The following is a 24,017-nucleotide window of genomic DNA, read 5'->3' on the forward strand; positions in this document are numbered from 1 at the left end:
AGACGTATGAAGCTCGTCCGCCGCAGCGCCGCGCCAACCAAACCGCTTGGCGCTGCGGCGGATGCATAGGGGGAGAACTGTTACCTATGTATCCGGTTCAATCTGTTACCCATCTATCGGCTGGACAATGTCCGCAAGGGCGGCACTCCGATCTGCAACGTTGGCGATTGGCGAAATCGAAGGTGGCAGTGTCCTTCGCCCCGTTTACGGGGAGAAGGTGCCCGAAGGGCGGATGAGGGGCAGCGCTGACGTTCCGAAACCAGGCTGATCGGCAAGCGCCTACCTGAATGATAGTGCCAACGCACCTCACCACCGCCTTGCCAAAAGCGACCACCCTGCTATTCTCTCAGCGAAAATAATTTTACACACAGGCAAACTAGTTTCTCGAACCGCAAGCTGAGATGAGCCAGTCGCCCTACCCCGCTGTCACTGCCGGACCGCCCAGGCCCAGCCTCATCCTGAGGCCTGGACAGATCGCGCTGCCGCCGGGGATGGAACGCTACACGATCCAGGGCAATGGCGCGGTGCTGATCGAGGTCGAGGCCGGCGATACGGTCACGGTGCGCAACGTAGAGGGTGGTCAGGCCTGCGAGTTGCTGGCCTGGGATAAGTCGGGCGTCACCGACCCCGGCATTCTCGGCGAGAAATCCAACAGCAATGCCGCCGGCATCAAGGCGTTGCTCGCCGAGGGCGATGACAGCATCGCATCGCTGCGCCGCGGCCTTGAGCGCCGCAAGGTAGAGCTCGACCAGCCGAAGGCCGTGCGCGTGTTCGGCGGCGCCACGCCGGCCGGCACCGAGCAGAGCTTTTCGGTCCAGCGCGACGGCGCGCTGCTGATCGCGGCGCCTGGCGGACCTATGCTGGTCGACGGCCACAACACGGCGACGCCGCTGACCGTGATCGTGCGCCGCGCCACCATCCGGCTGAAGACGAGAGGGCAGCTTGCCGATCCGCTCGCCGATCCGGTGCTCGATCTCAGGGTGCATTCGGCAACCGCCGAATCCTATTTCGTCAAGGCCGGCGACTATCTGCAGATCATCGATGTCGACGGCCGCCAGTGCACCGACTTCCAATGCTTCTCGGCGCGCAAGCTCGACAAGGGCCTCGACCATCCGCTCGACGTCACGACAACGCGCACGCTGATGGGCGCGAGCTATCCGATGCCCGGCCTGCATTCGAAATATTACGACCAGGACATGGAGCCGCTGGTCGAGGTGGTGCAGGACACGTGCGGCCGGCACGACGCCTTCGCGCTCGCCTGTGCGGCGAAGTATTACGACGACATCGGCTATCCCGGCCACACCAACTGCTCGGAGAATTTCAACCGCGCGCTTACCGGCAAGGGCGTCAATCCCCGCGCCGGCTGGATGGCGATCAACTTCTTCTTCAACACGGCGATTGACGCCCATGGCGTCATGGTGTCGGACGAGCCATGGTCGCGCGCCGGCGACTATGTCCTGCTCAAGGCGCTGACCGACATCGTCTGCGTTTCCTCCGCCTGTCCCGACGACACGACACCGGCCAATGGCTGGGACCTGACCGACATCCACGTGCGGACCTATTCCGGCCAGCACAAATTCTCGCGAGCGATCGCCAGACGCATGACGCCCGATTCGGAACCGAAAATGACCCGCGAGACAGCCTTTCACCAGAGCTTTGCCAAGCACACACGCGACTTCGTCGAGTACAGGGGCTATTGGCTGGCCAATTCCTTCGCCAAGGAAGGGGCCATCGCCGAATACTGGGCCTGCCGGCAGGACGCGGTGATCATGGACCTGTCGCCGCTGCGCAAATTCGAGGTCACCGGCCCGGATGCCGAGGCGCTGCTGCAATACACGCTGACGCGCGACGTCAAGAAACTCGGCGTCGGCCAGGTCGTCTACTCCGCCATGTGCTACGAGCATGGCGGCATGATCGACGACGGCACGCTGCTCAGGCTCGGCAAGGACAATTTCCGCTGGGTCGGCGGCGACGACCTGTCCGGCGAATGGCTGCGCGAGACGGCGACAAAGCTCGGCCTCAACGTGCTGGTGCGCTCGTCCACCGACCAGATGCACAACATCGCCGTGCAAGGGCCAAAGAGCCGCGACATCCTGAAACAGGTGATCTGGACCTCGCCGCTACAGCCCTCGATCGAGGAACTCGAATGGTTCCGCTTCGCCGTCGCCAGGATCGGTGGCGGCAATGGCATCCCCATCGTCGTCTCGCGCACCGGCTATACCGGCGAACTCGGCTACGAGGTCTGGTGCCATCCGCGCGACGCCGAAAAGGTGTTCGACGCCATCTGGGAAGCCGGCCAGCCGCACGGTCTGAAGCCGATGGGCCTGCAGGCACTCGACATGGTGCGCATCGAGGCCGGGCTGATCTTCGCCGGTTACGAATCTTCCGACAAGATCGATCCGTTCGAGGCCGGTATCGGCTTTACCGTGCCGCTGAAGAGCAAGACCGACGATTTCATCGGCCGCGAGGCGCTGATCCGGCGCAAGGACCATCCGCAGACGAAGCTGGTCGGCCTCGAGATCGACGCCAATGTCGCCGTCGGCCATGGCGACTGCGTCCATGTCGGCCGCGCCCAGATCGGCGTCATCACGTCGGGCATGCGCTCGCCGGTGCTGAACAAGAACATCGCGCTGGCGCGTCTCGACGTCACTCATGCCGCCATCGGCACCGAGGTCGAGATCGGCAAACTCGACGGCCATGCCAAGCGGCTGCCGGCCCGGGTCGTCGCCTTTGCCCACTACGATCCGCAAAAGACCAAACCACGCTCCTGACCTGCCCTTTTTGGGTTCGCAAAGCGCCCGCCGGCCACCCCGCCGGACGCTTTGTCATCAGCGCGCGCAAGCGTGATGTGCACGGTTTCACAAATCGCTTGACGTGACGGCGCGCCGGATCAATCTTCACTCTTAAGAAAAAAATACGACTGAGTGGAAACACTGCGGCCGGAACGATCATTAGCCGGGGAGCAAGCTTCGCGTAGCCGAGGCATCGCTGGCGGGGAACATCGAAAAAGGGGAACTCATCGACATGAGCACGATAAGTACGGTCCTGGACCAGCCTGCCGAAAGCAAGCTGCTCAGGCATATCGACTGGCGCGGCGCCTTCTGGGTGGCGAGCGGCGTTCCGGCGCTGGTCCTGTTCTCGATCGGCGGCATTGCCGGCACGACGGGAAAGCTGGCCTTCCTGATCTGGACGGTGTCCATGATCATGGGCTTCCTGCAGTCCTTCACCTATGCCGAGATCGCCGGCCTGTTTCCGAACAAGTCCGGCGGCGCCTCGATCTACGGCGCCACGGCGTGGCTGCGCTATTCCAAGTTCATCGCGCCGCTGTCGGTGTGGTGCAACTGGTTCGCCTGGTCGCCGGTGCTGTCGCTCGGCTGCTCGATCGCGGCTGCCTATATCCTCAACGCGCTGGCGCCGGTGCCGATCTTCACCGACACCTCGCCCGAGGTGGTGGCCTACATCGCCGCGCATGCCGGAACGGTTCCCGCAGACGCCATCACCGCGGTGACCGCCGCCGCGACGCCGGCCATCCGTAACTGGACGCTGTGGAGCCACACGCTGGGCCCGGTCTCGTTCACGCTCAACGCCACTTTTTTCATCGGCGCGGTGCTGATGCTGATCATTTTCTCGATCCAGCATCGCGGCATCCTGGGCACCGCCAGCGTGCAGAAATATATCGGCCTGCTGGTCATCATCCCGATGCTGATTGTCGGCGTCGTGCCGATCTTCACCGGTCAGATCGACTGGGCGAACTTCTCGCCGCTGGTGCCGCTGGCGGCTGCCTACGCACCCGAGCCCGGCTCCTGGAACATCGCCGGCTGGACGTTGGCGCTCGGCGGCATGTTCATCGCAGCCTGGTCGACCTATGGGTTCGAAACCGCCGTCTGCTACACGTCGGAATTCAAGAACCCCGGCACCGATACGTTCAAGGCCATCTTCTATTCCGGCCTGCTCTGCATGCTCTTGTTCATCCTGGTGCCCTTCACCTTCCAGGGCGTGCTCGGCCTGAACGGCATGCTGGCAACGCCGATCGTCGACGGCTCAGGCGTGGCCGACGCGCTGGCCGGCATGGTCGGCGGCGGCAAGATTATCCACAGCCTGCTTGTCATGCTGATGATCCTGGCGCTGGTGCTGTGCATCATGACGGCGATGGCCGGCTCCTCGCGCACGCTATACCAGGGCTCGGTCGACGGCTGGCTGCCGCGCTATCTCAGCCACGTCAACGAACACGGCGCGCCGACGCGGGCCATGTGGACTGACCTCTGCTTCAACCTGGCGGTTCTGGCGATCGCCTCGGCCGACGCGACGAGCTTCTTCTTCATCCTCGCCGTGTCGAACTGCGGCTACATCATCTTCAACTTCCTCAACCTCAATGCCGGCTGGATCCACCGCATCGACAACGGCCATATCGTACGGCCGTGGAAGGCGCCTAGCTGGCTCTTGGGGATCGGGGCGATCTTCGCCTATGTCAACGCCATCTTCATGGGCGCAGGCGCCAAGGTGTGGAACCCGATGGCCCTGTGGGCCGGCCTGATCACCGCGGCGCTGATCATCCCGGTGTTCTGCTTCCGCCACTACATCCAGGACAAGGGCAAATTCCCGGACCACATGCTGGCCGACCTCGGCATGGCGGGAGCCGACCTCTCGGTCAAGAAGGCGGGCATGCTGCCCTATCTGACGCTGGTCGCCGGCGTGGCGGTCATGCTCATCGCCAATTGGGTATTCGTCATCTGATGATCTGACCGCGGCCCAAGCCACTGCATCAAGGAAAACCGGCCGGTCGCAAATCGACCGGCCGGTTTTTTTCTTATTCCGCCGCCAAAGCCAATTGCGGCCGTTCGATGCCTTCGATCTCTCCTGGCTCAGGGGCCTGCTCGTCGGTCTTCACCTTCTTCGGCTCGCGGCCGAAGAAGAGCGCATAGCCCGCCGGCAGCACCAGGATGGTGAGCACGGTCGCGACCAGAATGCCGCCCATCATGGCATAGGCGAGCGGCCCCCAGAACACGGCGCGCGAGATCGGGATCAGTGCCAGCACCGCGGTCATCGCCGTCAGTACGATCGGCCTGAAGCGGCGCACCGCCGAGCCGATGATCGCTTCGGAACGGTCCATGCCCCTGGCGATGTCCTGGTCGATCTGGTCGACCAGGATGATCGAGTTGCGCATGATGATGCCGAGCAGCGCGATAACGCCGAGGATGGCGACGAAGCCGAATGGCGCGCCGCTGATCAGCAGAGCGGCGGCAGCACCGATGATGCCGAGCGGGCCCGTCGCCAGCACCAGCATCGCCTTGCCGAAGTTCTGCAGCTGGATCATCAGCAGCACGACGATGACGGCCAGCATGATCGGCGCCTTGGCGGCAATCGAAGCCTGGCTTTCAGCCGAATCCTCGGCCCCGCCCTGAATCTCGATCTTGTAACCGGGCGCCAGGCCGTCGCGCAGACCCTGCATGTCCTTGTACATCTTGGTGACGACGTCGTTGGACTGCACGCCGTCGGGCAATGTGGCGCGCACCGAGATGGTCGGCAGGCGGTCGCGGCGCCACTCTATGCCTTGCTCCAGCACAGGCATGACCTTGGCGACCTGCGACAGCGGAACGAAGCCGCCGAAATCGGTCGGGATATAGACCGAGTCGACCGAGGACAGCAGGCTGCGGCTGGCATCCGGCTCGCGGGCGACGATGGACACCGTCTCCTCGCCGTCACGGAAATCGTCGAGCGGCGCGCCGGACATCGCGGCCTGCAGCATCTGGCGGATGCGCTGCGAGGTGACGCCGAGCGCACGGGCGCGATCCTGATCGATGACCAGCTTCATCGCCGGCACCGGCTCCAGCCAGTCGTCATGGACGGCGCCAAGCAGCGGATCCTCGCGGAACTTCGCCTTCACCTGGTCGGCGATGCGGCGCACCTCCTGACGATCCGGACCCATGACGCGCATCTGCACGGGCCAGCCGGTCGGCGGTCCGAGGAACAGGCGGTCGACCTTGGCACGGATCGACGGGAAATCCTGCGCCAGAACCGTGCGCAGCTTGACGATCAGCCGCTCGCGGGCCGGCTCGTCATTGGCCATGACAAGCATCTGGGCGAAATTCGGGTTGCGCAGTTGCTGGTCGAGCGGCAGGAAGAAGCGCGGGGCGCCCTCGCCGATATAGGTGGCGATGAAACGCTTGTCCTTGTCGTCCATCATCTTGGCTTCCAGGGCCTTGGCCTGCGTCTCGACTTCCTTGATCGAGGTGCCTTCCGGCAGCCAGAGGTCGACGAGGATTTCGGGCCGCGACGATTGCGGGAAGAAGTTCTGCGGAATGAACTGGAAGGCCCACAGGCTGGTGCCGAAAGTCACCAGCGTCATCACCAGCACGATGATGCGGTGACGCACCGCCCAGCCGACGGTCGAGCGAAGCCGGCGATAGAAACGCGTGTCGAAGGCGTCGTGGTGGGTGCCGGCATGCTTGCGCTGCTTGAGGATCATATGCCCCAGCCACGGCGTGAAATAGACCGCCACGAACCACGACACGATCAGCGCGATGCCGACGACATAGAACAGGGTGCGCACATATTCGCCAGCCGTCGAGGCGGCGAAGCCGACCGGGATGAAGCCGGCGGTGGTGATCAGCGTGCCGGTCAGCATCGGGAAGGCGGTCGAGGAATAGGCGAAGCTCGCCGCCTCGATCTTGACCAACCCCTCCTCGAGCTTCCGTTCCATCATCTCGACGACGATCATGGCGTCGTCGACGAGCAAGCCGAGCGCGATGATCAGCGCGCCCAGCGAAATGCGCTGCAGGTCGATGCCGATTTCATACATGATGGCGAATGTGGCGGCGAGCACCAGCGGTATGGCGATGGCGATCACCAGGCCCGAGCGCCAGCCGATCGACAGGAACGAGACGACGAGCACGATCAGCAGCGCCTCGCCGAGCGCATGCATGAATTCGGCGACCGCGTCCGTGACGACGCCCGGCTGGTCGGAAATCTGGTCGACCGAAACGCCATAGGGCAGCGCTTCCTCGAAGTGCTTGTAGGTCGCCTCGACATCCTTGCCGACATCGGTGACTTTAAAACCCTTGGCCATGACGACGCCAAGCTGCACGCTGTCGTGGCCATTGAAGCGGTATTTGCGCTGGAAGGGATCTTCCAGCCCCGAAGTGACGGTGGCGATGTCGCCCAGCCGGGTCACCTGGCCGCCGGCGCGCAGGCGCAATTCCCTGATGTCGGCGGCCTTGGCGACGTCGCCTTCGACGGAGATGCGCACCGAATTGACGCCGGTATCGACGGAGCCGGCTGGATCGACGTTGTTCTGGCCCTTGATCGCGTTCTGCAGGTCGGTCAGCGTCAGGCCGCGTTCGGCCAGCGCCTTGGACGAGACGTCGATATAGAGTTTTTCCGGCTGGTCGCCGATGATGACGGCCTTTTCGACGCCTGATGTCGTCAACAGCATGTCGCGCGCCTGGATGGCGAACTTCTTCAGCTCCGGATAGGAGAAGCCGTCGCCGCTGATCGAATGCAGCGTGATGAAGGTGTCGCCGAACTCGTCGTTGAAATAGGGGCCGAGCAGGCCCTGCGGCAGGTCGCCCTGGATATCGCCGACCTTCTTGCGCACCTGATAGAAGGCATCCGTCACTTCAGCGGCGTTGGTGTCGCCCTTGATCTGGACGGTGATGATGGCGCTGCCGGCGCGGGTGAAGGAGCGCACGAAGTCGAGATGCGGCGTCTCCTGCAATTTGCGCTCGATCTTGTTGACGACCTGGTCTTCCATCTCCTGGATCGAGGAGCCCGGCCAGATCGCCTGCACGACCATGACGCGGAAGGTGAAATCGGGATCCTCCTTCTGGCCCATGCGCATCAGGCCGAGCGCGCCGGCGATGATGATCAGCCCGAACAGGAAACGCGCAATGGAGGGATGGCCAATTGCCCAACGAGAGAGATTGAAGGGCCGCTTTTCTTCAGTGGAGGTCGTCATCGGTGCTGATCCACTTTGCTTGGTTGCCGGCGCCCTTGTGCTTCGAGGAAGGTGCTTCGAAGAAGCGCGGCGCGCGAAACGAAATCATCTGCGTTCGATACTGGTTTCCGGGCGGCGTCGCTCTTCGAGCGGAGAGACACTCATCGCGGTGGGACGCGAGGATCGATGCGGGGGTACATCGGCCTTGACGTCTCGACCTTCGGGCACGCCGCCCGGAAACCTGCGGCCGCGGGAACGCGCGGCCGATCTGTCTGTCGTCAGCGCAGCTTGCTGGCGTCCTCGCCTTCGGCCGAGGCGGACTGCTGTGTGACGCCGCCGGCGAGTTTCACCTTCAGGTCCTCGGTCATGAACTGCGTACCGGCGGCGACCACGATATCGCCCGGTTTCAATCCCTCCGCGACACGCACGCCGTCGGCGGCGAACTCGGCGACCTTGACTGGACGGGCATGAACCGTGTCGGCGCCGCGATCGACCGTCCAGACGATCGACTGGCTGTCTTTCTCGGCGAGCGCGCTCAGCGGGATAGAGACGAGCTGCTTTTCGTTGGCTGCCGACGCCTCGATATTGGCGGTCATGCCGAGCAGCACGCGCGGGTCGTTGGGCAGGCTGACGCGGACGGCAAAGGTGCGCGACTGCGGATCGGCGCTGCCGGCGACCTCGCGGACCTTGCCGTCGAGCGCCAGAGCGGCATCGGACCAGAAGCCCGCCTTGACGTCCTTGCCCGGCTTGAACTGCGCGATCTCCATTTCCGGAACCGCGATCAGCACTTCCTTTTCGCCATCGACCGCGACGGTGATCACCGGCGTGCCCGAGCCAACCACCTGGCCGACATCGGCGTTGACCGCCGTGACGATGCCGTCCCTGTCGGCCTTGAGGTCGGTATAGCCGACCTGGTTTCTGGCCTGGGCAAGCGTCGAGCGGGCGGAGTCGCGCGTGGCGACGGCCTGGTCAAAGGTCAGCGTCGCCTGTTCGAGCTGCGATTTCGGCGCGAAGTTCTTGGCGAAAAGCTGCTCGGCGCGCTTGCGGGCGAGTTCGACGGTCTCGACCTGACGTTCTGAGGCATCCAGCGCGGCCTGCGCGCTCTTGACCGACAGGTCATAGTCTGAGGGATCGATGCGGGCGAGCACATCGCCAGGCGCCACGTGCTGGCCGATGTCGACGAGACGCTCGGTGATCTTGCCGTTGACCCGGAACCCCAGTGTGCTCTCGGTGCGGGCGCGCACCGATCCGGAATAGGACAGCGTGCGGGTGTCATGCGCCTTCGCGATCTCGACGACCTTGACCGGGCGGATGATGTCCTTCACCTCCGCCTTTTCCTGCGAGCAGCCGGCAAGCCCAAGCGATGCGATGATCAGGCCGGCGGCTGGCAGCTTGCGAAGGATGGAACTGGGCAAAAACATCTTGATACTCCCGACTGGAGGCGGACTGTCGACACCGGCACCGGCTGGCGGCGGCTATTTCAAGGCTCTGATGGCGTAATCGATGAGCTCGTCGGGCATCGCCCGATTGGTCTTGGCGAGGCACTGCGCCACCATCTGCGGATGGCACAGGATGACGGTGGCGGCACCGAAACAGCGCGATGCGGTCACCGGGTCCTGTTTCCTGAACTCGCCGGCCTCGATGCCCTCGCGGATTACCTCGGCGAAGAGATCGTGGATGCTGTCGACATGCTTGTCGATGACGCCCCAGTCGCGCTCGAGGGCGACGATGACCATCTCGTGGACCTTCTGGTCGTCGAGCATGACCTCCATCGTCATCTTGTACTGCGCATGCACGTAACGCCGCAGCCGCTCCTCGGCGCTGATCGGCAGGTGCATGATCTCGTAGGCCATCTTGTAGCTGGCGCCGAGCATCCGGCCACAGACGGCCTGGTGGATTTCGACCTTGGAGGCAAAGAAACGATAGATGTTGGCCGGCGACATGCCGAGTTCGCGGGCAATGTCGGCGACATTGGTCTTGCCGTAGCCATAGTGCCGGAACAGGCGCTCGGCGCAATCGAGAATGCGCGTCACATTTTCCTGGCGGGCGACGTCGGCGACGATGTTGGCGACTTCGGACATAGCTCTCTGTCAAATAACGAGTGACGAATTTCGATTTTCATCACTCGTAAATCGAAAGGGGCACTCTGTCAACACGGATTCGACGTACGCGTACGATAGGTGACAAATGGTGACATCCCATAGACGTCACAAGACGCCCCCAGGATGCGGGCCTCTGAAAATAATTCTCTCGAAAAGGCCCACGGAGGGCTTCAGGCGACCTTGGCCATTTCCCGCAGCCGGAATTTCTGGATCTTGCCGGTCGAGGTCTTCGGTATTTCGGCGAAGATCACCGCCTTTGGCACCTTGAAGCGGGCGAGCAACATCCGGCAGTGCTCTATCATCTCGGCCTCGCTCGCCTCCTTGCCCGGCTTCAGCTCGACATAGGCGACAGGCACCTCGCCCCACTTGTCGTCATGGCGTGCGACGACGCCGCAGGAGGCGACGGCGGGATGCTTGTAGAGCGCGTCCTCGACCTCGATCGAGGAAATGTTCTCGCCACCGGAGATGATGATGTCCTTGGAGCGGTCCTTGAGCTGGATGTAGCCGTCGGGATGCATGACGCCGAGATCGCCCGAGTGGAACCAGCCGCCGGCGAAAGCCTCGTCCGTTGCCTTGCGGTTCTTCAGGTAGCCCTTCATGACGATGTTCCCGCGGAACATGACCTCGCCGATGGTTTCGCCGTCGGCGGGCGTTTCAGCCATGGTTTCGGGATCCATCACCGTCAGGCCCTCGAGCGCGGCATAGCGCACGCCCTGCCGTGCCTTCTTGCCCGCCCTCGCCCCTTTGTCGAGTGCGTCCCAGCCATTATGCCATTCGTTGACGACAGCCGGACCGTAGGTCTCGGTCAACCCGTAGAGATGGGTGACGGCGAAGCCGGCATCGGCCATGCCCGACAGCACGGCTTCGGGCGGCGGCGCGGCAGCCGTGTTGAAGGTGACCGTCTGCGCAAACGCGCGCTTGTCCTCATCCCTGGCGTTGATCAGCACCGACATGACGACCGGCGCCCCGCACAGATGCGTGACGCCATGGTCGGCAATGGCGTCGTAGATCGGCTTCGGCCGCACCCAGCGCAGGCAGACATGCGTGCCGGCCTGGACGGCCAGCGTCCAGGGAAAACACCAGCCATTGCAGTGGAACATCGGCAAGGTCCAGAGATAGACGGCGTGCTTCGCCATGCCGGCATGGATGGTGTTGGTGTAGGCCATCAGGGCAGCACCACGGTGGTGATAGACGACGCCCTTGGGATTGCCTGTCGTACCCGACGTGTAGTTGAGCGAGATGGCATCCCATTCGTCGTCGGGCATCGACCAGGCGAACTCCTCGTCGCCATTGGCGACAAAGGCCTCGTAGTCCACCGTGCCGACCCGCTCGCCTTTCGGGTAGGGCGCATCAGCGGCGTAATCGGGATCGTCGTAGTCGATGACCAGCGGCTTGACCTTGGCCAGACCGAGCGCTTCTCGCACGACCCCGGAAAACTCGCGGTCGACGATCAGCACCTTGGTCTCGGCGTGGTCGAGCTGGAAGGCGATGACCGCGGCATCGAGGCGCGTGTTGAGCGAATGCAGCACGGCCTTGGTCATTGGCACGCCGAAATGCGCCTCCAGCATCGGCGGCGTGTTCGACAGCATGACCGTCACCGTATCGCCCTTGCCGATGCCGTGCCTGTGCAGCGCCGAGGCGAGCTTCAGGGAGCGGCGCCAGAAGGCGCGGTAGCTGATGCGCTGCCTGCCGTGAATGATGGCAATATGGTCGGGATAGGTTTTAGCCGCGCGCTCCAGATAGGTGAGCGGCGTCAACGGCTGGTGGTTGGCGGCGTTCCTGTCGAGATCCTGTTCGTAGGGATTGGCCATCCCATCCTCCCCAAAGTCTTTTCGAGCTTTCTAACCCCAGGTTCGTCGTCACGCTATCCCCCTGGATGGCTGAAAATGCTATGCTGCGGCGACTTGCTGGAATGGTGATCTCCATCGAGCCGCGGCGGCAGAAGATCGCTTCCTGTCGATCCAAATTTGACTTTTGTCGAGAGCCGTGACTATTGTCAGCCAAGGAGGTGGCATGGCGATCCGACCGGCAGAACAGCTCATTCACAAGGCGGCCTGGCTTTACTATGCCCATGGGCTTCGGCAGGACGAAGTGGCCAATCAGCTCAACATTTCGCGCGCCTCCGTCGCCATGTATCTGCGCAAGGCGCGCGAGACTGGCATCGTCAACATCTCGACCTCGACGCAGCTCTTCACCGACGACGTCATGGCGCGCAGGCTGGAAGACGCCCTGAAGCTCGACGCCGTCTGGATCGCGCCTGAAAACGCCTATCTCGCCGACCCGTCGACCGATATCGCGGTGCTGGCGGCAAGCGTGTTCCTGGAACTCGTCAGGAAAGGCGACCGCATCGGCGTTGCCTGGGGCCGCACCGTCTACACCATCGCCGACATCATGTCCTATGCCGACCTGCAGGACGTCACCGTGGTGCAGCTCTGCGGCAATCTCGGCGCGCCCTACTCCTACCGGCCCGACCAGTGCACGATGGAAATCGCGCGCCGGCTCAACGCCAAGGGCCTCAACTTCTACGCACCCCTGGTGCTGTCGACCGAGGCACTGGCGCAAGGCCTGCGCGCCGAGCCGGTGATCCGCGACCAGCTTGCTGGGATCAGCGACTGCGATCTTGCGCTCTACTCCATCGGCGCGGTCGATGCCGACAGCCATCTGGTGAAGTGTGGCGCGCTGACGGCAGCCGAGATGGCGGCACTGCGCAAAGAAGGTGCGGCCGGTGTCATCGCCGGGCAGATCATCGATGCCGGTGGCGAGTTGCTCGACTGCAGCTACAACCGGCGGGTCATCTCGGCGGGGCTTGCTTCGCTGCGCGTCATCGGGAAGCGGCTGATGGTCGTGCAGGAGGACAGCAAGTTCGAGCCGCTGCTCGCAGCCATCGCCGGCGGCCTTTGCACGCATCTGGTGGTCGGCGCGCATATGGCGCAACGGCTGCTCGATCATGCCGGAGCGTCAGCAGAAAAGGCATCCTGAAAATAAACCCTTTGCCGACGCATTGTCATCAAGGCGTCGCGGCATTCCTGTTTCACCACCTAAAGACAGCAACTGGACGAAGCGAACATGAAGAACCTGTGGAACGACGACGCGGCCGAAAAACTCGTTGCCGACTATGCGAAGAAGGGCGTCGGCCGCGACCTCGCCTTGCGTGTCTACACGACGCGGCTTCTAGGCGGCGTGCCACAGCTGGTCCTGCATGGCGGCGGCAACACCTCCTGCAAGATCAAGGCGACCGACCTCGTCGGCGACGAGTGGGACGTGCTGTGCGTCAAGGGCAGCGGCTGGGACATGGCCGTCATCGAGCCGCAGGGCCTGCCCGCCGTCAAGATGGGCGCGCTGCTCAAGGCGCGCAAGCTGGACAGGCTTTCCGACGAGGAAATGGTCGCGCTGCAGCGGGCAAACCTGATCGACCCCGCCTCGCCCAACCCCTCGGTCGAGACGCTGCTGCATGCCTTCCTGCCGCACAAGTTCGTCGATCACACCCACTCGACCGCCATCCTGGCCATTGTCGACCAGGAAGACAGCAAGCCGCTGGTGGCAAAGGTGTTCGGAGCAAAAATGGGCTACGTGCCCTACATCATGCCGGGCTTCGATCTCGCCAAGGCGGCGGCCGATGTCTTCGACGCCGACCCAACGGTAGAAGGCCTGATCCTCGACAAGCACGGCATCTTCACCTTCGGCGACGATGCCAGGCAGGCCTACGACCGGATGATCCACTATGTGAACGTCGCCGAAGACTATGTGGCCAAGCATGCCAAGCCCAAGGTGGCAAAGGCAGCATTGCCGGCAAGGCTGGCGACGCCGGCTTCCATCGCGCCCATGCTGCGCGGCGCGGTCGCGGCGCGACGCAGCGAAGGCCGCTTCGACCGCATGATCAGCGATTTCCGCACCTCCGACGCGATCGTCGACTTCATCAATTCGGCTGAGATCGCCGACTATGCCGGGCGTGGCGTGTCGACGCCGGATCTGTCGATCCGCATCAAGACCGGACCGATGGCCGTGCCGGCGCCCGATGCCGACAAGGCCGACGACTACAAGGCCGTCATCAAGAGCCATGTCGACGCCTTCGTCAGCGATTACCGCGCCTATTTCGAGACCAATGACGCGCTCGACGACGTCAAGCGCACCATGCTCGATCCCATGCCGCGACTGACGCTGGTGCCGGGGCTCGGCATGTTCGGTCATGGCCGCACGCTGAAGGATGCCAGGATCGCATCGGACGTCGGCGAAATGTGGATCGAGGCCGTGCGCGGCGCCGAGGCGGTCGGGCGTTTCCACCCGTTGTCCAAGGCGGACCTGTTCCCGCTCGAATACTGGTCGCTGGAACAGGCCAAGCTCGCCTCCAACAAGCCGAAGCCGCTGACCGGACAGGTGGTGCTGATCACCGGCGGCGCCGGCGCGATTGGTGCGGCAACCGCCAAGCTGTTCGCTGACAATGGCGCTCATGCCGTCGTCGTCGATCTCGACGCCGAGAAGGCCGCCAATGCCGCCAAAAAAGCCGGCAACAATTCGATCGGTGTTGGCGCCGACATCACCGACCCGGCCCAGATGCGTGCCGCCTTCGACAAGGCGGTCGCCGTCTTCGGCGGCGTCGACATATTGGTGTCCAATGCGGGCGCCGCCTGGGAAGGCCGCATCGGCGAGCTTGACGATGCGCTGCTGCGCAAGAGCTTCGAGCTCAATTTCTTCGCCCACCAGTCGGCGGCGCAGAACGCCGTGCGCATCATGCTGGAACAGGGCACCGGCGGCGCGCTGTTGTTCAACACCTCCAAGCAGGCGGTCAATCCGGGCCCGAAATTCGGCGCTTATGGCGTGCCGAAAGCGGCGACGCTGTTCCTGTCCAGGCAATACGCGCTCGACTACGGCGCCCATGGCATCCGTTCTAATGCCGTCAATGCCGACCGCATCCGCTCTGGCCTTTTGACCGACGCCATGATCGCCAGCCGCTCGGGCGCGCGCGGCGTGTCCGAGAAGGAATACATGTCCGGCAATCTGCTCGGCCAAGAAGTGACGGCGCAGGATGTGGCGCAGGCCTTCCTGCATCACGCACTGGCCGATCGCACCACCGCCGACGTGACGACAGTCGACGGCGGCAACATCGCCGCGGCGCTGCGCTAGGCATCTCCCGACAGGCAACAAAAAGGGCGGCTCACGGGCCGCCCTTTTCCGTCCTGTACTGGCGAGCCTTACTTCGCGTTCGGGTTCGGCATCCAGGCGGGCATGGCGACGTCGGCATGGGCGAACTGTGGCAGCTTGGCCGACAGGTCTTCCATGTTCTTGATGTCCTTGTCGATCAGCTCCTTCTGCGTGATCAGCGTCGGCGGCACGATGACGTTGTGGCCGGGATCTTCGCCGGCGAGCAGCTGCGCCAGCGCGCGCACCGAGACCTGGCCGACGACGGCCGGGTTGGTTGCCGCGGTCGCGGCCCAGGCACTGTCGGGCTCGCGCATCGCCGCGATGTCGGACGTCGAGATGTCGGCCGAATAGATCTTGATCTTCTTGTTCAGGCCCGCTTCGTCGACGGCGATCTTCACGCCCTTGGCGAATTCGTCATAAGGGGCGAACATCACGTTGATGTCGGGGTGCGCCGACAGCACCGAGCGCGCCTGGTTGGCGACGGAGTTGGCGATCGGGTTGTCGAGCGTGCCGAACACGGCGGCCTCCTTGATGCCGGCATATTTCTTCTTCACGTCGACCCAGGTTTCGTTACGGCGGTCGAGCGGCGCAATGCCGGCGACATAGACATAGCCGGCATTCCAGCTTTCGCCATTGTCCTTGACCGCCTGCTCGAGCGCCAGCCGCGCCAGGTCCTTGTCCGACTGTTCGACTTGCGGGATCTTGGGGTTTTCGACATTGACGTCGAAAGCCACCACCTTGATGCCGGCGTCGACGGCACGCTGGGCGGCGTCCTTCATCGATTCCGTCAGGCCGTGCTGGATGATGATGCCCTGCACGCCGAGCGCGATGGCCTGATCAACCATGTCGGACTGAAGCGCGGCGTCCTGGCGGCTGTCGAGCACGCGAAGGTCGATGCCAAGCGCCTTCGACTGCGCCTCGACACCCGAGAGATAGGCCTGGAAGAAGTCGCCGGTCGAGAGATAACGGACCAGCGCGATCTTGACGCCCGGCTTGTCGAACGGCGCCGGCTTGTCCGCGGCAAATGCCCCCTGCATCAGCATGGTTGCGCCGGCCAGCCCGAGCGCCACTTTCCCCAGAACTCTTCTTGTGATGTTCACCTTGTTTTCCTCCACTTTTGTTGAACCCAAAATCCTGTCCGGCCGAATGCTAGCCCCTGCCCCTGCCCGAAAGGGCAAAGGTGAAGACAAGGGCGACGACCAGAACCACGCCCTTGACGAAATCCTGCGTGTAGTAGGGCGCGTTCATCATCGTCAGGCCTTGCAGCAAGATGCCGACGAACAGCGCGCCGATGGCGGTGCCGAAGGCGTTCGGCTTGGCGGCGCCGAGCACCGCGTAGCCGATCAGCGCCGCGGCAACCGCATCGAGCAGCAGATTATTACCCGAGGCGATGTCGCCGCGTCCAAGCCGGGCGGCGAGCAAAATGCCCCCGATCGAGGCAAAAACTCCTGAAATAACGTAGGCCCAGATCTTGTATGCCTTGACAGGCGCGCCGGCGAGTTCGGCGGCGCGCTCATTGGAGCCGACCGCATACATCATACGACCGAAGCGGGTGTATTCGAGGAAGAACCAGATCAACACCGCCAGCACCAGAAGCACGACGACCGACACCGGAATGAGGTTCGGGATGAAGAAATCGAAGCGGTGGCGGCCGAGCGCCAGGAAGGCATCGGAGAATTTGCCGTTGGCGACCGAGCCGTCGGGCATGGTCATGCCGGTGGCGATCGAGCGGCCTTCTGTCGGGATGCGCTGCAGGCCGACCAGCAGGAACATCATGCCGAGCGTCGCCAAGAGGTCCGGCACGCGCATGTAGACGATCAGCCAGCCGTTGATCAGGCCGACAAGGGCGCCGATCAACAGGCAGACGATGACCGCCACGACGGCGTTCTGTTCCAGGACCACCATGACATAGGCCGCCGCCATCATGGCCGAGGTCGCGACCGAGCCTATCGACAGGTCGAAGCCGCCGACAACCAGCGTGGCGGTAACGCCGAGCGCCAGCACGCCGGTGATGGCGACCGACTGGAAGATGAAGACGGCACTTTGCGGCGAGACGAACCCGTCGGCGGCGATCGCGAAATAGGCGACCAATCCGAACAGCAGCACGATGAACCCGTAGCGGATGGCATAGTCGCGCAGCGTCATTCGGCGCACCCCAGCGCCGCTGCCGTTTTTACCCAACTCCGACTCATGGTCTCTCCATTCCAATTCCATTCACCGCCACCCTCAGGCAGCGCTGTGCAGCGGTCCGCCGGCGACCTCGGCCAAAAGGCGGTCGAGGTCGACATCGGCATTGCGGTGTTCGCCGACGATCGTGTGCTCCGACATCACCAGGATGCGATCGGCCGTCTCCAGCGCTTCGTCGAGTTCGGTGACGAACAAGAGCGTGGCACGGCCATTGGCGCTTGCCCTCAGCTTGGCGGCGATGTCGCGCCTTGCCGAAATGTCGACGCCTTGGAACGGCTCATCGAGGATGAACAGCGCGGCATTCTGCGCCATCCAGCGGGCGACCATCACCTTTTGCTGGTTGCCGCCGGACAGCGCCGACATCTCGTCCTTCTCCGAGCGGCAGACGATGCCGAGTTGCTCGATCTGCCGGCGCGCGGTGGCGCGTTCGAGGCGGCGTTTGAGCACGCTGAAATTCGACATACGCTTCAGGAAAGGCAGGCTGACATTGCGCTCGATGTTGAAGCCACCGATGATGCCGCTGCTGGCGCGATCCTTGGCGACGAGAAACACGCCGGCGGCGATCGCGTCGCCCGCCGAGCGCGGCGCGTAAGGCTTGCCGTTCATCGTCATGGTGCCGGCGAGCGGCCGGCGCACACCGAACAACGTTTCGGCAAGAGCGGTCTTGCCGACGCCAACGAGGCCGGTGATGGCGACGACCTCGCCATCGCCAAGCGTCAGCGAGATCGGCCGGGCACCCTGCGCGATGCGCAGCCCCTCGATGGCCAGGACCGCCCTGGCCGAACTCCTGGCGACGATCTGGTCGAGATGGATCTTGCGGCCGAGCATGGCGTTGACCGCGCCTTCATAGTCGAGCGGCTTGGTGTCGAAGGCGCCCGAGACGACACCATCGCGCATCGAGACGATGCGGTCGGCGAGCCGCCTGATATCCGACATGCGGTGCGAGATATAGAGGATCGCCACGCCTTGCTCGCGCAGCCGGTCGACTAGCGCGAACAGCCTGTCGGCTTCGGCACTGGAGAGCGATGAGGTCGGCTCATCGAGGATCAGCACTTTCGGCTGGTGCGCCAGCGCTCGGGCAATCGCCACCATCTGGCGGTCGGCCAGCGACAGATCGCTGACGCGTGCCTTGAGATCGATGGCCAACCCCATGCGATCGGCGACCGCCTTGGCTTCGCGGCGCACGCGGACGGGGTTGAACAGGGTCGGTACGCCCCGGCCGCTCAGCCTGTCGAGCGTGAGATTGGTGGCGACATCGAGGTCGGCGACAACACCGTCATTGATGTTCTGGTGCACGGTGACGACGCCGGCGCGGATCGCTTCCGCCGGCGTGTTCGGTGCGAAGTCCTGGCCGGCGAGCGTCATGGTGCCGCCGCCACGCTCGTAGACGCCGCTGACGATCTTGACGAGGGTGGATTTGCCGGCGCCGTTGGCGCCCATCAGCACCGTCACTTCGCCGGCATGGAGGTCCAGCGCGATGCCGCCAAGCACCTCGTTGCGGCCAAAGGATTTCCTCAGTCCCTCTACGCGGAACACGGCATTGCCGATCATGCGTTCCTCCCTGACGACGACGCTATGGTCAATATCGTCAATTGTCAACACGATTGACAATTGCCAGACAGCTTCCTAGCTTGGCCCCGCCGCCAAGGCTCCCTTATGATCGGAGCACACAGGCGGGAGGGACGAGGATGACTGGGAAATTGCCGTTCGAAGCATTGTCGGTGGAGACGCTCGCAACACGTCTCGGCACGAACGAAGCGCTGTGCGCGAAGATCGGCGGGGACGCGAGCGCCTGGAAAGTCCGCGAAGTCGGGGACGGCAATCTGAACCTGGTGTTCATCGTCGAAGGCGCCAGTGGCGGCGCCATCGTCAAGCAGGCCCTGCCCTATGTCCGCCTCGTCGGTGACAGCTGGCCGCTGCCCCTGAAGCGCTCCTTCTTCGAGTATCACGCGTTGACCCGGCAGGAGGCGCGTGCGCCGGGCTCGGTGCCGGCGATCTATTACTTCGACGAGACCCAGGCGCTGATCATCATGGAATATCTGTCGCCGCACATCATCCTGCGGCGGGCGCTGATCGAGGGCCGGCAGTTGCCGAACATTGCCCGGGATATCGGCCTGTTCATGGCTCGCACCCTGTTCCGCGGTTCCGACCTGTCGATGGTGACCAGGGAGCGCAAGGCGGACCTCGCGTTGTTCGCGGACAATGTCGAACTCTGCGACATCACCGAGAATCTCGTATTCTCAGACCCCTACTTCGACGCCAAGATGAACCGCCACACCAGCCCGCAGCTCGACGCGTTGGTTGCCGAGTTGCGGGCCGACCGCGACCTCAAGGTCGAGGCACAGCGGCTGAAGCATATCTTCGCCGCCAATGCCGAGACGCTTCTTCATGGCGACCTGCACTCTGGCTCGATCATGGTCACCGACCAGGAAACGCGGATGATCGATCCGGAATTCGCCTTCTACGGTCCGATGGCGTTCGACGTCGGCATGCTACTCGCCAATTTCTGGATGTCCTTCTTCTCGCAACGCGGGCATGAGCAGAACGGCAAGCGCGACGCCATGCGCGCCTATCTGCTCGGTGTCGTCGTCGAGACTTGGGCGGTGTTTCGCGCCGAGTTCTCGCATCTGTGGCGCACCGAGCGCACCGGCATGCTCTACCAGAAGAGCCTGTTCGAGGATCAGGGCGACATACTCGCCGCCGAGCAGGCGCTCGACCATGTGCTGCACCAGACCTGGACCGATCTGCTCGGTTTTGCCGGCATCGAGGTGCACAGACGCATCCTCGGCCTCGCCCACAATGCCGACTTCGAGACCATTGCCGATGACGACCTACGCGCCAGTTGTGAGGCGAAGGCGCTGAAATTCGGCCGCCACATCGCCGTCAACCGGCACCAGATTCACAGCATCGACGAGGTCAACAACCTGGCCGCGCTGATCGAACAGGAGAACAGCATTTGAACGTCGGCGACCGCCACTATCGGACCATCTGGCTCAGCGGCGACGGCCGCTCGGTGGAGATCATCGACCAGCGCTGGCTGCCGCATGAATTCCGCATCGAGAAGCTCGGCACGGTCGCCGGCGTCGCCACCGCGATCCGCGACATGTGGGTGCGCGGCGCACCGCTGATCGGAGTCACCGCGGCCTATGGCGTCGCCATGCAGATGACGGATGACGCATCCGACGAAGCGCTCGATGCCGTCTGGGAAACACTGCACGAGACACGACCGACGGCGATCAACCTGCGCTGGGCGCTGGACGAGATGCGGCGTTTCCTGCGGCCGTTGCCGCCAGAAAAACGCGCCACGGCCGCCTACCGGCGCGCCAGTGAAATCGCCGACGAGGACGTTGGGCTGAACCGCGCCATTGGCAAGAACGGCCTTGAAATCATCAAGGCGATCGCGGCGCGCAAACAGCCGGGCGAGACGGTCAATATCCTCACCCACTGCAATGCCGGCTGGCTGGCGACCGTTGACTACGGCACAGCCACTTCACCCATCTATCTCGCCGTCGAGGCCGGCATTCCAGTCCATGTCTATGTCGATGAAACACGACCACGCAACCAGGGTGCCCAACTGACCGCCTGGGAGATGGCCGGCCACGGCGTGCCGCACACGCTGATCGTCGACAATGCCGGCGGCCATCTGATGCAGCGCGGCGCGATCGACATGGTCATCGTCGGCACCGACCGCACGACTGCTGATGGCGATGTCTGCAACAAGATCGGCACCTATCTGAAGGCGCTCGCCGCCGCCGACAATGACGTGCCGTTCTACGTCGCGCTGCCCTCTCCCACCATCGACTGGACAGTGGGCGACGGCCTCGCTGAAATCCCGATCGAGGAGCGCTCGGGCGACGAGGTGTCGCTGGTCTGGGGCAAAACCGCCAAGGGCGAGATCGCCCAGGTGCGTGTGTCGCCCGAAGCGACGCCGGCAAGGAACCCCGCCTTCGACGTGACGCCGGCACGACTGGTGACCGGACTGATCACCGAGCGCGGCATCGCCAAGGCCTCGCGCGAAGGGCTGAGGGCGATGTTCCCCGAGCGGGGATAATCGGTTGCGCGAAGGCGCGCGTTCAGAACCAAACGTTCACGGTCCGGGCCGTGCCGCCTGGCGATCTCCAGCACGCTGACAAAGTGCGGTGAGCACCGCGGGCCGCCGCGAATAATGGCATCCATGGGCGTGTTTTGGCGGCCGGGGACCATGACGCTTCAGGCACTCCAATCGCGGGCAGGCTAATAAGGCACGTTGATCTTCAGCGGATCGACAAGCGCCGTCGCCACCTGTTCGCCAGCCTGCACGTCCCCATCATCACCACACCTACAGACCGGCGGTCTGCCGTCGGGCGCGCAGGACATCGTCCAGGATATCGTTGCTCTCCTCGATCTGGCGATGCCGGGCTGGAAAGTGCCGTCGCGACGGGCCGCCTTCTACAGCACGGGCGGTGACGGCGACGCGGTGAAATCCGATCCGGACGCCCGAGGCGGTCCGCCCGGAATGACAGACGGATGATGATTTCCTCTTGCCAAAACGTGGTAGAGTGATCATACCAGTATATAAGGCAACGATCGGCTAAGCCATCGTTCAAGACCAGGGAGCAAGGGCTAGATGACGACGATCGCGCTGTTCGGTGCCGGCGGCAAAATGGGATACCGCCTTTCGACCAATTTCCGCGGCTCGCCCTACACAATCCGCCATGTCGAGGTCAGCGAGGCTGGGCGTGAGCGGCTGAAGACCGGACTGGGCTTCGATACGGTCAGCGCCGACGAGGCGCTGAAAGGCGCCGACGTGGTGATCCTGGCCGTGCCGGACACTCATATCGGCAAGGTCGCGGCCGGCATCGAGAGCAAGCTTGCGCCGGGCACGATGGTGATCGTGCTCGATGCCGCAGCACCCTTCGCCGGCCATTTGCCCGATCGTCCCGACCTGACCTACTTCGTCACCCATCCCTGCCATCCGCCGATCTTCAACGACGAGACCGACATGGCGGCCAAGAAGGACTATTTCGGCGGCGTCAAGGCAAAGCAGCACATGGTCAGCGCACTGATGCAGGGACCGGAAGCCGACTATGCCAAGGGCGAGGCCATCGCCAAGATCATCTGGGCGCCGGTGATGCGCTCGCACCGCGTTTCCGTCGAACAGATGGCGCTGCTCGAGCCAGGCCTTTCGGAAACCGTGTGCGCCTCGCTGCTGGTCGTCATGAAGGAAGCGGTCGACGAGGTCGTGGCGCGCGGCGTCGACCAGCAGGCGGCGCTCGATTTCCTGCTTGGCCACATGAACGTGCTCGGCGCCGTCATCTTCGGTGAGACCCAGGGCGTGTTCTCCGATGCATGCAACAAGGCGATCGAGTTCGGCAAGCCGGTGCTGATGCGCGACGACTGGAAGCGCGTCTTCGAGCCGGAAGAGATCGCGGCCAGCATCCAGCGGATTACCTGAACGAGCCATCAGGTACATATCACCTGAATTTGTGATTGACTCATCATACCAGTTGGCTAAATTGTTGCTGGCTCGGATCGGGCACGCTTCGCTGGGAGTTCGAGCCGGGACGAGTGGAGGATGGCGGGGAACGGGAGCGCGGATCGGCTCTGAAGAAGCCGATCGACGGCTTGAGCCGAAGTGGTCCGCATTCTCCGCGGCCTGACGAATTCAGATGCAGTCGCCTCGACGACCGAGGCACAGATTTTTCAAAGGGAGGACTTCATGAAACTGACACGCAGAATGACGCTTGCCGCCTTCGCAGGTGTGCTGGCAATCGGCACGGCGATGCCCGCCTACGCGGCCGACCTCATCGCCATCATCACCCCATCGCACGACAATCCGTTCTTCAAGGCGGAAGCCGTCGGCGCCGAAGCCAAGGCCAAGGAACTCGGCTACGAGGCGCTGGTGCTGGTGCATGACGACGACGCCAACAAGCAGTCCCAACTGATCGACACCGCGATCGGCCGCGGCGCCAAGGCGATCATCCTCGACAATGCCGGTGCCGACGCGACCGTCGCCGCTGTGCAGAAGGCCAAGGACGCCGGCATTCCCTCCTTCCTGATCGACCGCGAGATCAACGCCACCGGCGTCGCCGTGGCGCAGATCGTCTCTAACAATTACCAGGGCGCGCAGCTCGGCGCGCAGGAGTTCGTCAAGCTAATGGGCGAGAAGGGCAATTTCGTCGAGCTGGTCGGCAAGGAATCCGACACCAATGCCGGCATCCGCTCCAAGGGCTATCATGATGTCATCGACGACTATCCGGACCTGAAGATGGTCGCGCAGCAGTCGGCCAACTGGAGCCAGACCGACGCCTATTCCAAGATGGAATCGATCCTCCAGGCCAATCCCGACATCAAGGGCGTCATCTCCGGCAACGACACGATGGCGATGGGCGCCTATGCGGCGCTCGCGGCCGCGAACCGCAAGGATGTCATCGTCGTCGGCTTCGACGGTTCGAACGACGTGCGCGATTCCATCACCTCCGGCGGCATCAAGGCGACCGTGCTGCAGCCGGCCTACGCCCAGGCGCAGATGGCGGTCGAACAGGCCAGCGACTTCATCAAGAACAAGAAGTCGCCCGAGAAGGAAAAGCAGTTGATGGACTGCGTGCTCATCAACGGCGACAATGCCGCCAAGCTCGAAACCTTCGCGCTGAAGAACTGAGCCGGCGCGCTATAAT

At 63.6% G+C, this 24,017-nt stretch carries 15 protein-coding genes; 8 read left to right on the forward strand and 7 right to left on the reverse strand.

Translation table 11 applies throughout. The annotated features are described in order from the left end of the window. The first annotated feature begins 401 nt into the window (after positions 1 to 401). Positions 402 to 2,771 carry an aminomethyltransferase family protein gene (locus tag EN804_RS21200; protein ID WP_135921205.1) on the forward strand — a complete coding sequence of 790 codons (2,370 nt, stop codon included), beginning with the start codon at positions 402 to 404 and terminating at the stop codon, positions 2,769 to 2,771. Between the two features lie 253 nt (positions 2,772 to 3,024). Then, a complete protein-coding gene (locus EN804_RS21205; RefSeq protein ID WP_127277896.1) occupies positions 3,025 to 4,734 on the forward strand; it encodes an APC family permease in 1,710 nt (569 codons plus the stop codon). 73 nt (positions 4,735 to 4,807) lie between these two features. Here EN804_RS21205 and EN804_RS21210 read toward each other — a convergent pair whose 3' ends face one another. The 4 genes from EN804_RS21210 to EN804_RS21225 all read right to left on the reverse strand — a co-directional run bounded on the left by EN804_RS21210 (position 4,808) and on the right by EN804_RS21225 (position 11,846). After that, entirely contained in the window at positions 4,808 to 7,954 is a 3,147-nt protein-coding gene (locus EN804_RS21210) for an efflux RND transporter permease subunit (RefSeq protein WP_127870641.1), read from the reverse strand. Positions 7,955 to 8,211: 257 nt separating this feature from the next. After that, complete coding sequence (locus EN804_RS21215) at positions 8,212 to 9,354, reverse strand: efflux RND transporter periplasmic adaptor subunit (protein WP_127870640.1); 1,143 nt, start codon at positions 9,352 to 9,354, stop codon at positions 8,212 to 8,214. Positions 9,355 to 9,408: 54 nt separating this feature from the next. After that, positions 9,409 to 10,014: a TetR family transcriptional regulator gene (locus EN804_RS21220; protein WP_135921207.1), complete on the reverse strand. Its 606-nt coding sequence runs from the start codon at positions 10,012 to 10,014 to the stop codon at positions 9,409 to 9,411. Between the two features lie 191 nt (positions 10,015 to 10,205). Continuing rightward, complete coding sequence (locus tag EN804_RS21225) at positions 10,206 to 11,846, reverse strand: acyl-CoA synthetase (RefSeq protein ID WP_135921209.1); 1,641 nt, start codon at positions 11,844 to 11,846, stop codon at positions 10,206 to 10,208. Positions 11,847 to 12,048: 202 nt separating this feature from the next. Between EN804_RS21225 and EN804_RS21230 the strand changes: the two genes are divergently transcribed. Then, a complete protein-coding gene (locus tag EN804_RS21230; protein ID WP_127277600.1) occupies positions 12,049 to 13,014 on the forward strand; it encodes a sugar-binding transcriptional regulator in 966 nt (321 codons plus the stop codon). 87 nt (positions 13,015 to 13,101) lie between these two features. Then, positions 13,102 to 15,156 carry a bifunctional aldolase/short-chain dehydrogenase gene (locus tag EN804_RS21235; protein WP_135921211.1) on the forward strand — a complete coding sequence of 685 codons (2,055 nt, stop codon included), beginning with the start codon at positions 13,102 to 13,104 and terminating at the stop codon, positions 15,154 to 15,156. Between the two features lie 68 nt (positions 15,157 to 15,224). Here EN804_RS21235 and EN804_RS21240 read toward each other — a convergent pair whose 3' ends face one another. From EN804_RS21240 to EN804_RS21250, 3 genes are all read right to left on the reverse strand, one after another. Continuing rightward, positions 15,225 to 16,274 (reverse strand): substrate-binding domain-containing protein, encoded by a 1,050-nt coding sequence (locus EN804_RS21240; protein WP_135921213.1) that lies wholly within the window; start codon positions 16,272 to 16,274, stop codon positions 15,225 to 15,227. Positions 16,275 to 16,323: 49 nt separating this feature from the next. Then, positions 16,324 to 17,319, reverse strand: coding sequence for an ABC transporter permease (locus EN804_RS21245; RefSeq protein WP_127277593.1), 996 nt, complete (start codon positions 17,317 to 17,319; stop codon positions 16,324 to 16,326). Positions 17,320 to 17,400: 81 nt separating this feature from the next. After that, positions 17,401 to 18,912: a sugar ABC transporter ATP-binding protein gene (locus EN804_RS21250; protein WP_135921215.1), complete on the reverse strand. Its 1,512-nt coding sequence runs from the start codon at positions 18,910 to 18,912 to the stop codon at positions 17,401 to 17,403. A gap of 137 nt (positions 18,913 to 19,049) precedes the next feature. Between EN804_RS21250 and mtnK the strand changes: the two genes are divergently transcribed. The 4 genes from mtnK to EN804_RS21270 all read left to right on the forward strand — a co-directional run bounded on the left by mtnK (position 19,050) and on the right by EN804_RS21270 (position 24,001). Continuing rightward, positions 19,050 to 20,321, forward strand: a complete 1,272-nt coding sequence (gene mtnK / locus EN804_RS21255) for an S-methyl-5-thioribose kinase (RefSeq protein WP_135921217.1) — start codon at positions 19,050 to 19,052, stop codon at positions 20,319 to 20,321. Further along, a complete protein-coding gene (gene mtnA, locus EN804_RS21260; RefSeq protein ID WP_127277213.1) occupies positions 20,318 to 21,412 on the forward strand; it encodes an S-methyl-5-thioribose-1-phosphate isomerase in 1,095 nt (364 codons plus the stop codon). The genes mtnK and mtnA overlap by 4 nt, the downstream gene beginning before the upstream one ends. Positions 21,413 to 21,967: 555 nt before the next feature. Beyond that, positions 21,968 to 22,795, forward strand: a complete 828-nt coding sequence (locus EN804_RS21265; protein ID WP_127277215.1) for a phosphogluconate dehydrogenase C-terminal domain-containing protein — start codon at positions 21,968 to 21,970, stop codon at positions 22,793 to 22,795. 264 nt (positions 22,796 to 23,059) lie between these two features. Then, complete coding sequence (locus EN804_RS21270) at positions 23,060 to 24,001, forward strand: D-ribose ABC transporter substrate-binding protein (protein ID WP_135921219.1); 942 nt, start codon at positions 23,060 to 23,062, stop codon at positions 23,999 to 24,001. The last annotated feature ends 16 nt before the right edge of the window (positions 24,002 to 24,017 follow it).

Source organism: Mesorhizobium sp. M8A.F.Ca.ET.161.01.1.1, from assembly GCF_004792105.1.
GTDB lineage: Bacteria > Pseudomonadota > Alphaproteobacteria > Rhizobiales > Rhizobiaceae > Mesorhizobium.

Bases quoted from the DNA above. Each gene is read 5' to 3' on its own strand.
- EN804_RS21200 (WP_135921205.1), top strand. From the start codon at position 402: ATGAGCCAGTCGCCCTACCCCGCTGTCACTGCCGGACCGCCCAGGCCC.
- EN804_RS21205 (WP_127277896.1), top strand. From the start codon at position 3,025: ATGAGCACGATAAGTACGGTCCTGGACCAGCCTGCCGAAAGCAAGCTG.
- EN804_RS21210 (WP_127870641.1), bottom strand. From the start codon at position 7,954: ATGACGACCTCCACTGAAGAAAAGCGGCCCTTCAATCTCTCTCGTTGG.
- EN804_RS21215 (WP_127870640.1), bottom strand. From the start codon at position 9,354: ATGTTTTTGCCCAGTTCCATCCTTCGCAAGCTGCCAGCCGCCGGCCTG.
- EN804_RS21220 (WP_135921207.1), bottom strand. From the start codon at position 10,014: ATGTCCGAAGTCGCCAACATCGTCGCCGACGTCGCCCGCCAGGAAAAT.
- EN804_RS21225 (WP_135921209.1), bottom strand. From the start codon at position 11,846: ATGGCCAATCCCTACGAACAGGATCTCGACAGGAACGCCGCCAACCAC.
- EN804_RS21230 (WP_127277600.1), top strand. From the start codon at position 12,049: ATGGCGATCCGACCGGCAGAACAGCTCATTCACAAGGCGGCCTGGCTT.
- EN804_RS21235 (WP_135921211.1), top strand. From the start codon at position 13,102: ATGAAGAACCTGTGGAACGACGACGCGGCCGAAAAACTCGTTGCCGAC.
- EN804_RS21245 (WP_127277593.1), bottom strand. From the start codon at position 17,319: ATGACGCTGCGCGACTATGCCATCCGCTACGGGTTCATCGTGCTGCTG.
- EN804_RS21250 (WP_135921215.1), bottom strand. From the start codon at position 18,912: ATGATCGGCAATGCCGTGTTCCGCGTAGAGGGACTGAGGAAATCCTTT.
- mtnK (WP_135921217.1), top strand. From the start codon at position 19,050: ATGACTGGGAAATTGCCGTTCGAAGCATTGTCGGTGGAGACGCTCGCA.
- EN804_RS21265 (WP_127277215.1), top strand. From the start codon at position 21,968: ATGACGACGATCGCGCTGTTCGGTGCCGGCGGCAAAATGGGATACCGC.
- EN804_RS21270 (WP_135921219.1), top strand. From the start codon at position 23,060: ATGAAACTGACACGCAGAATGACGCTTGCCGCCTTCGCAGGTGTGCTG.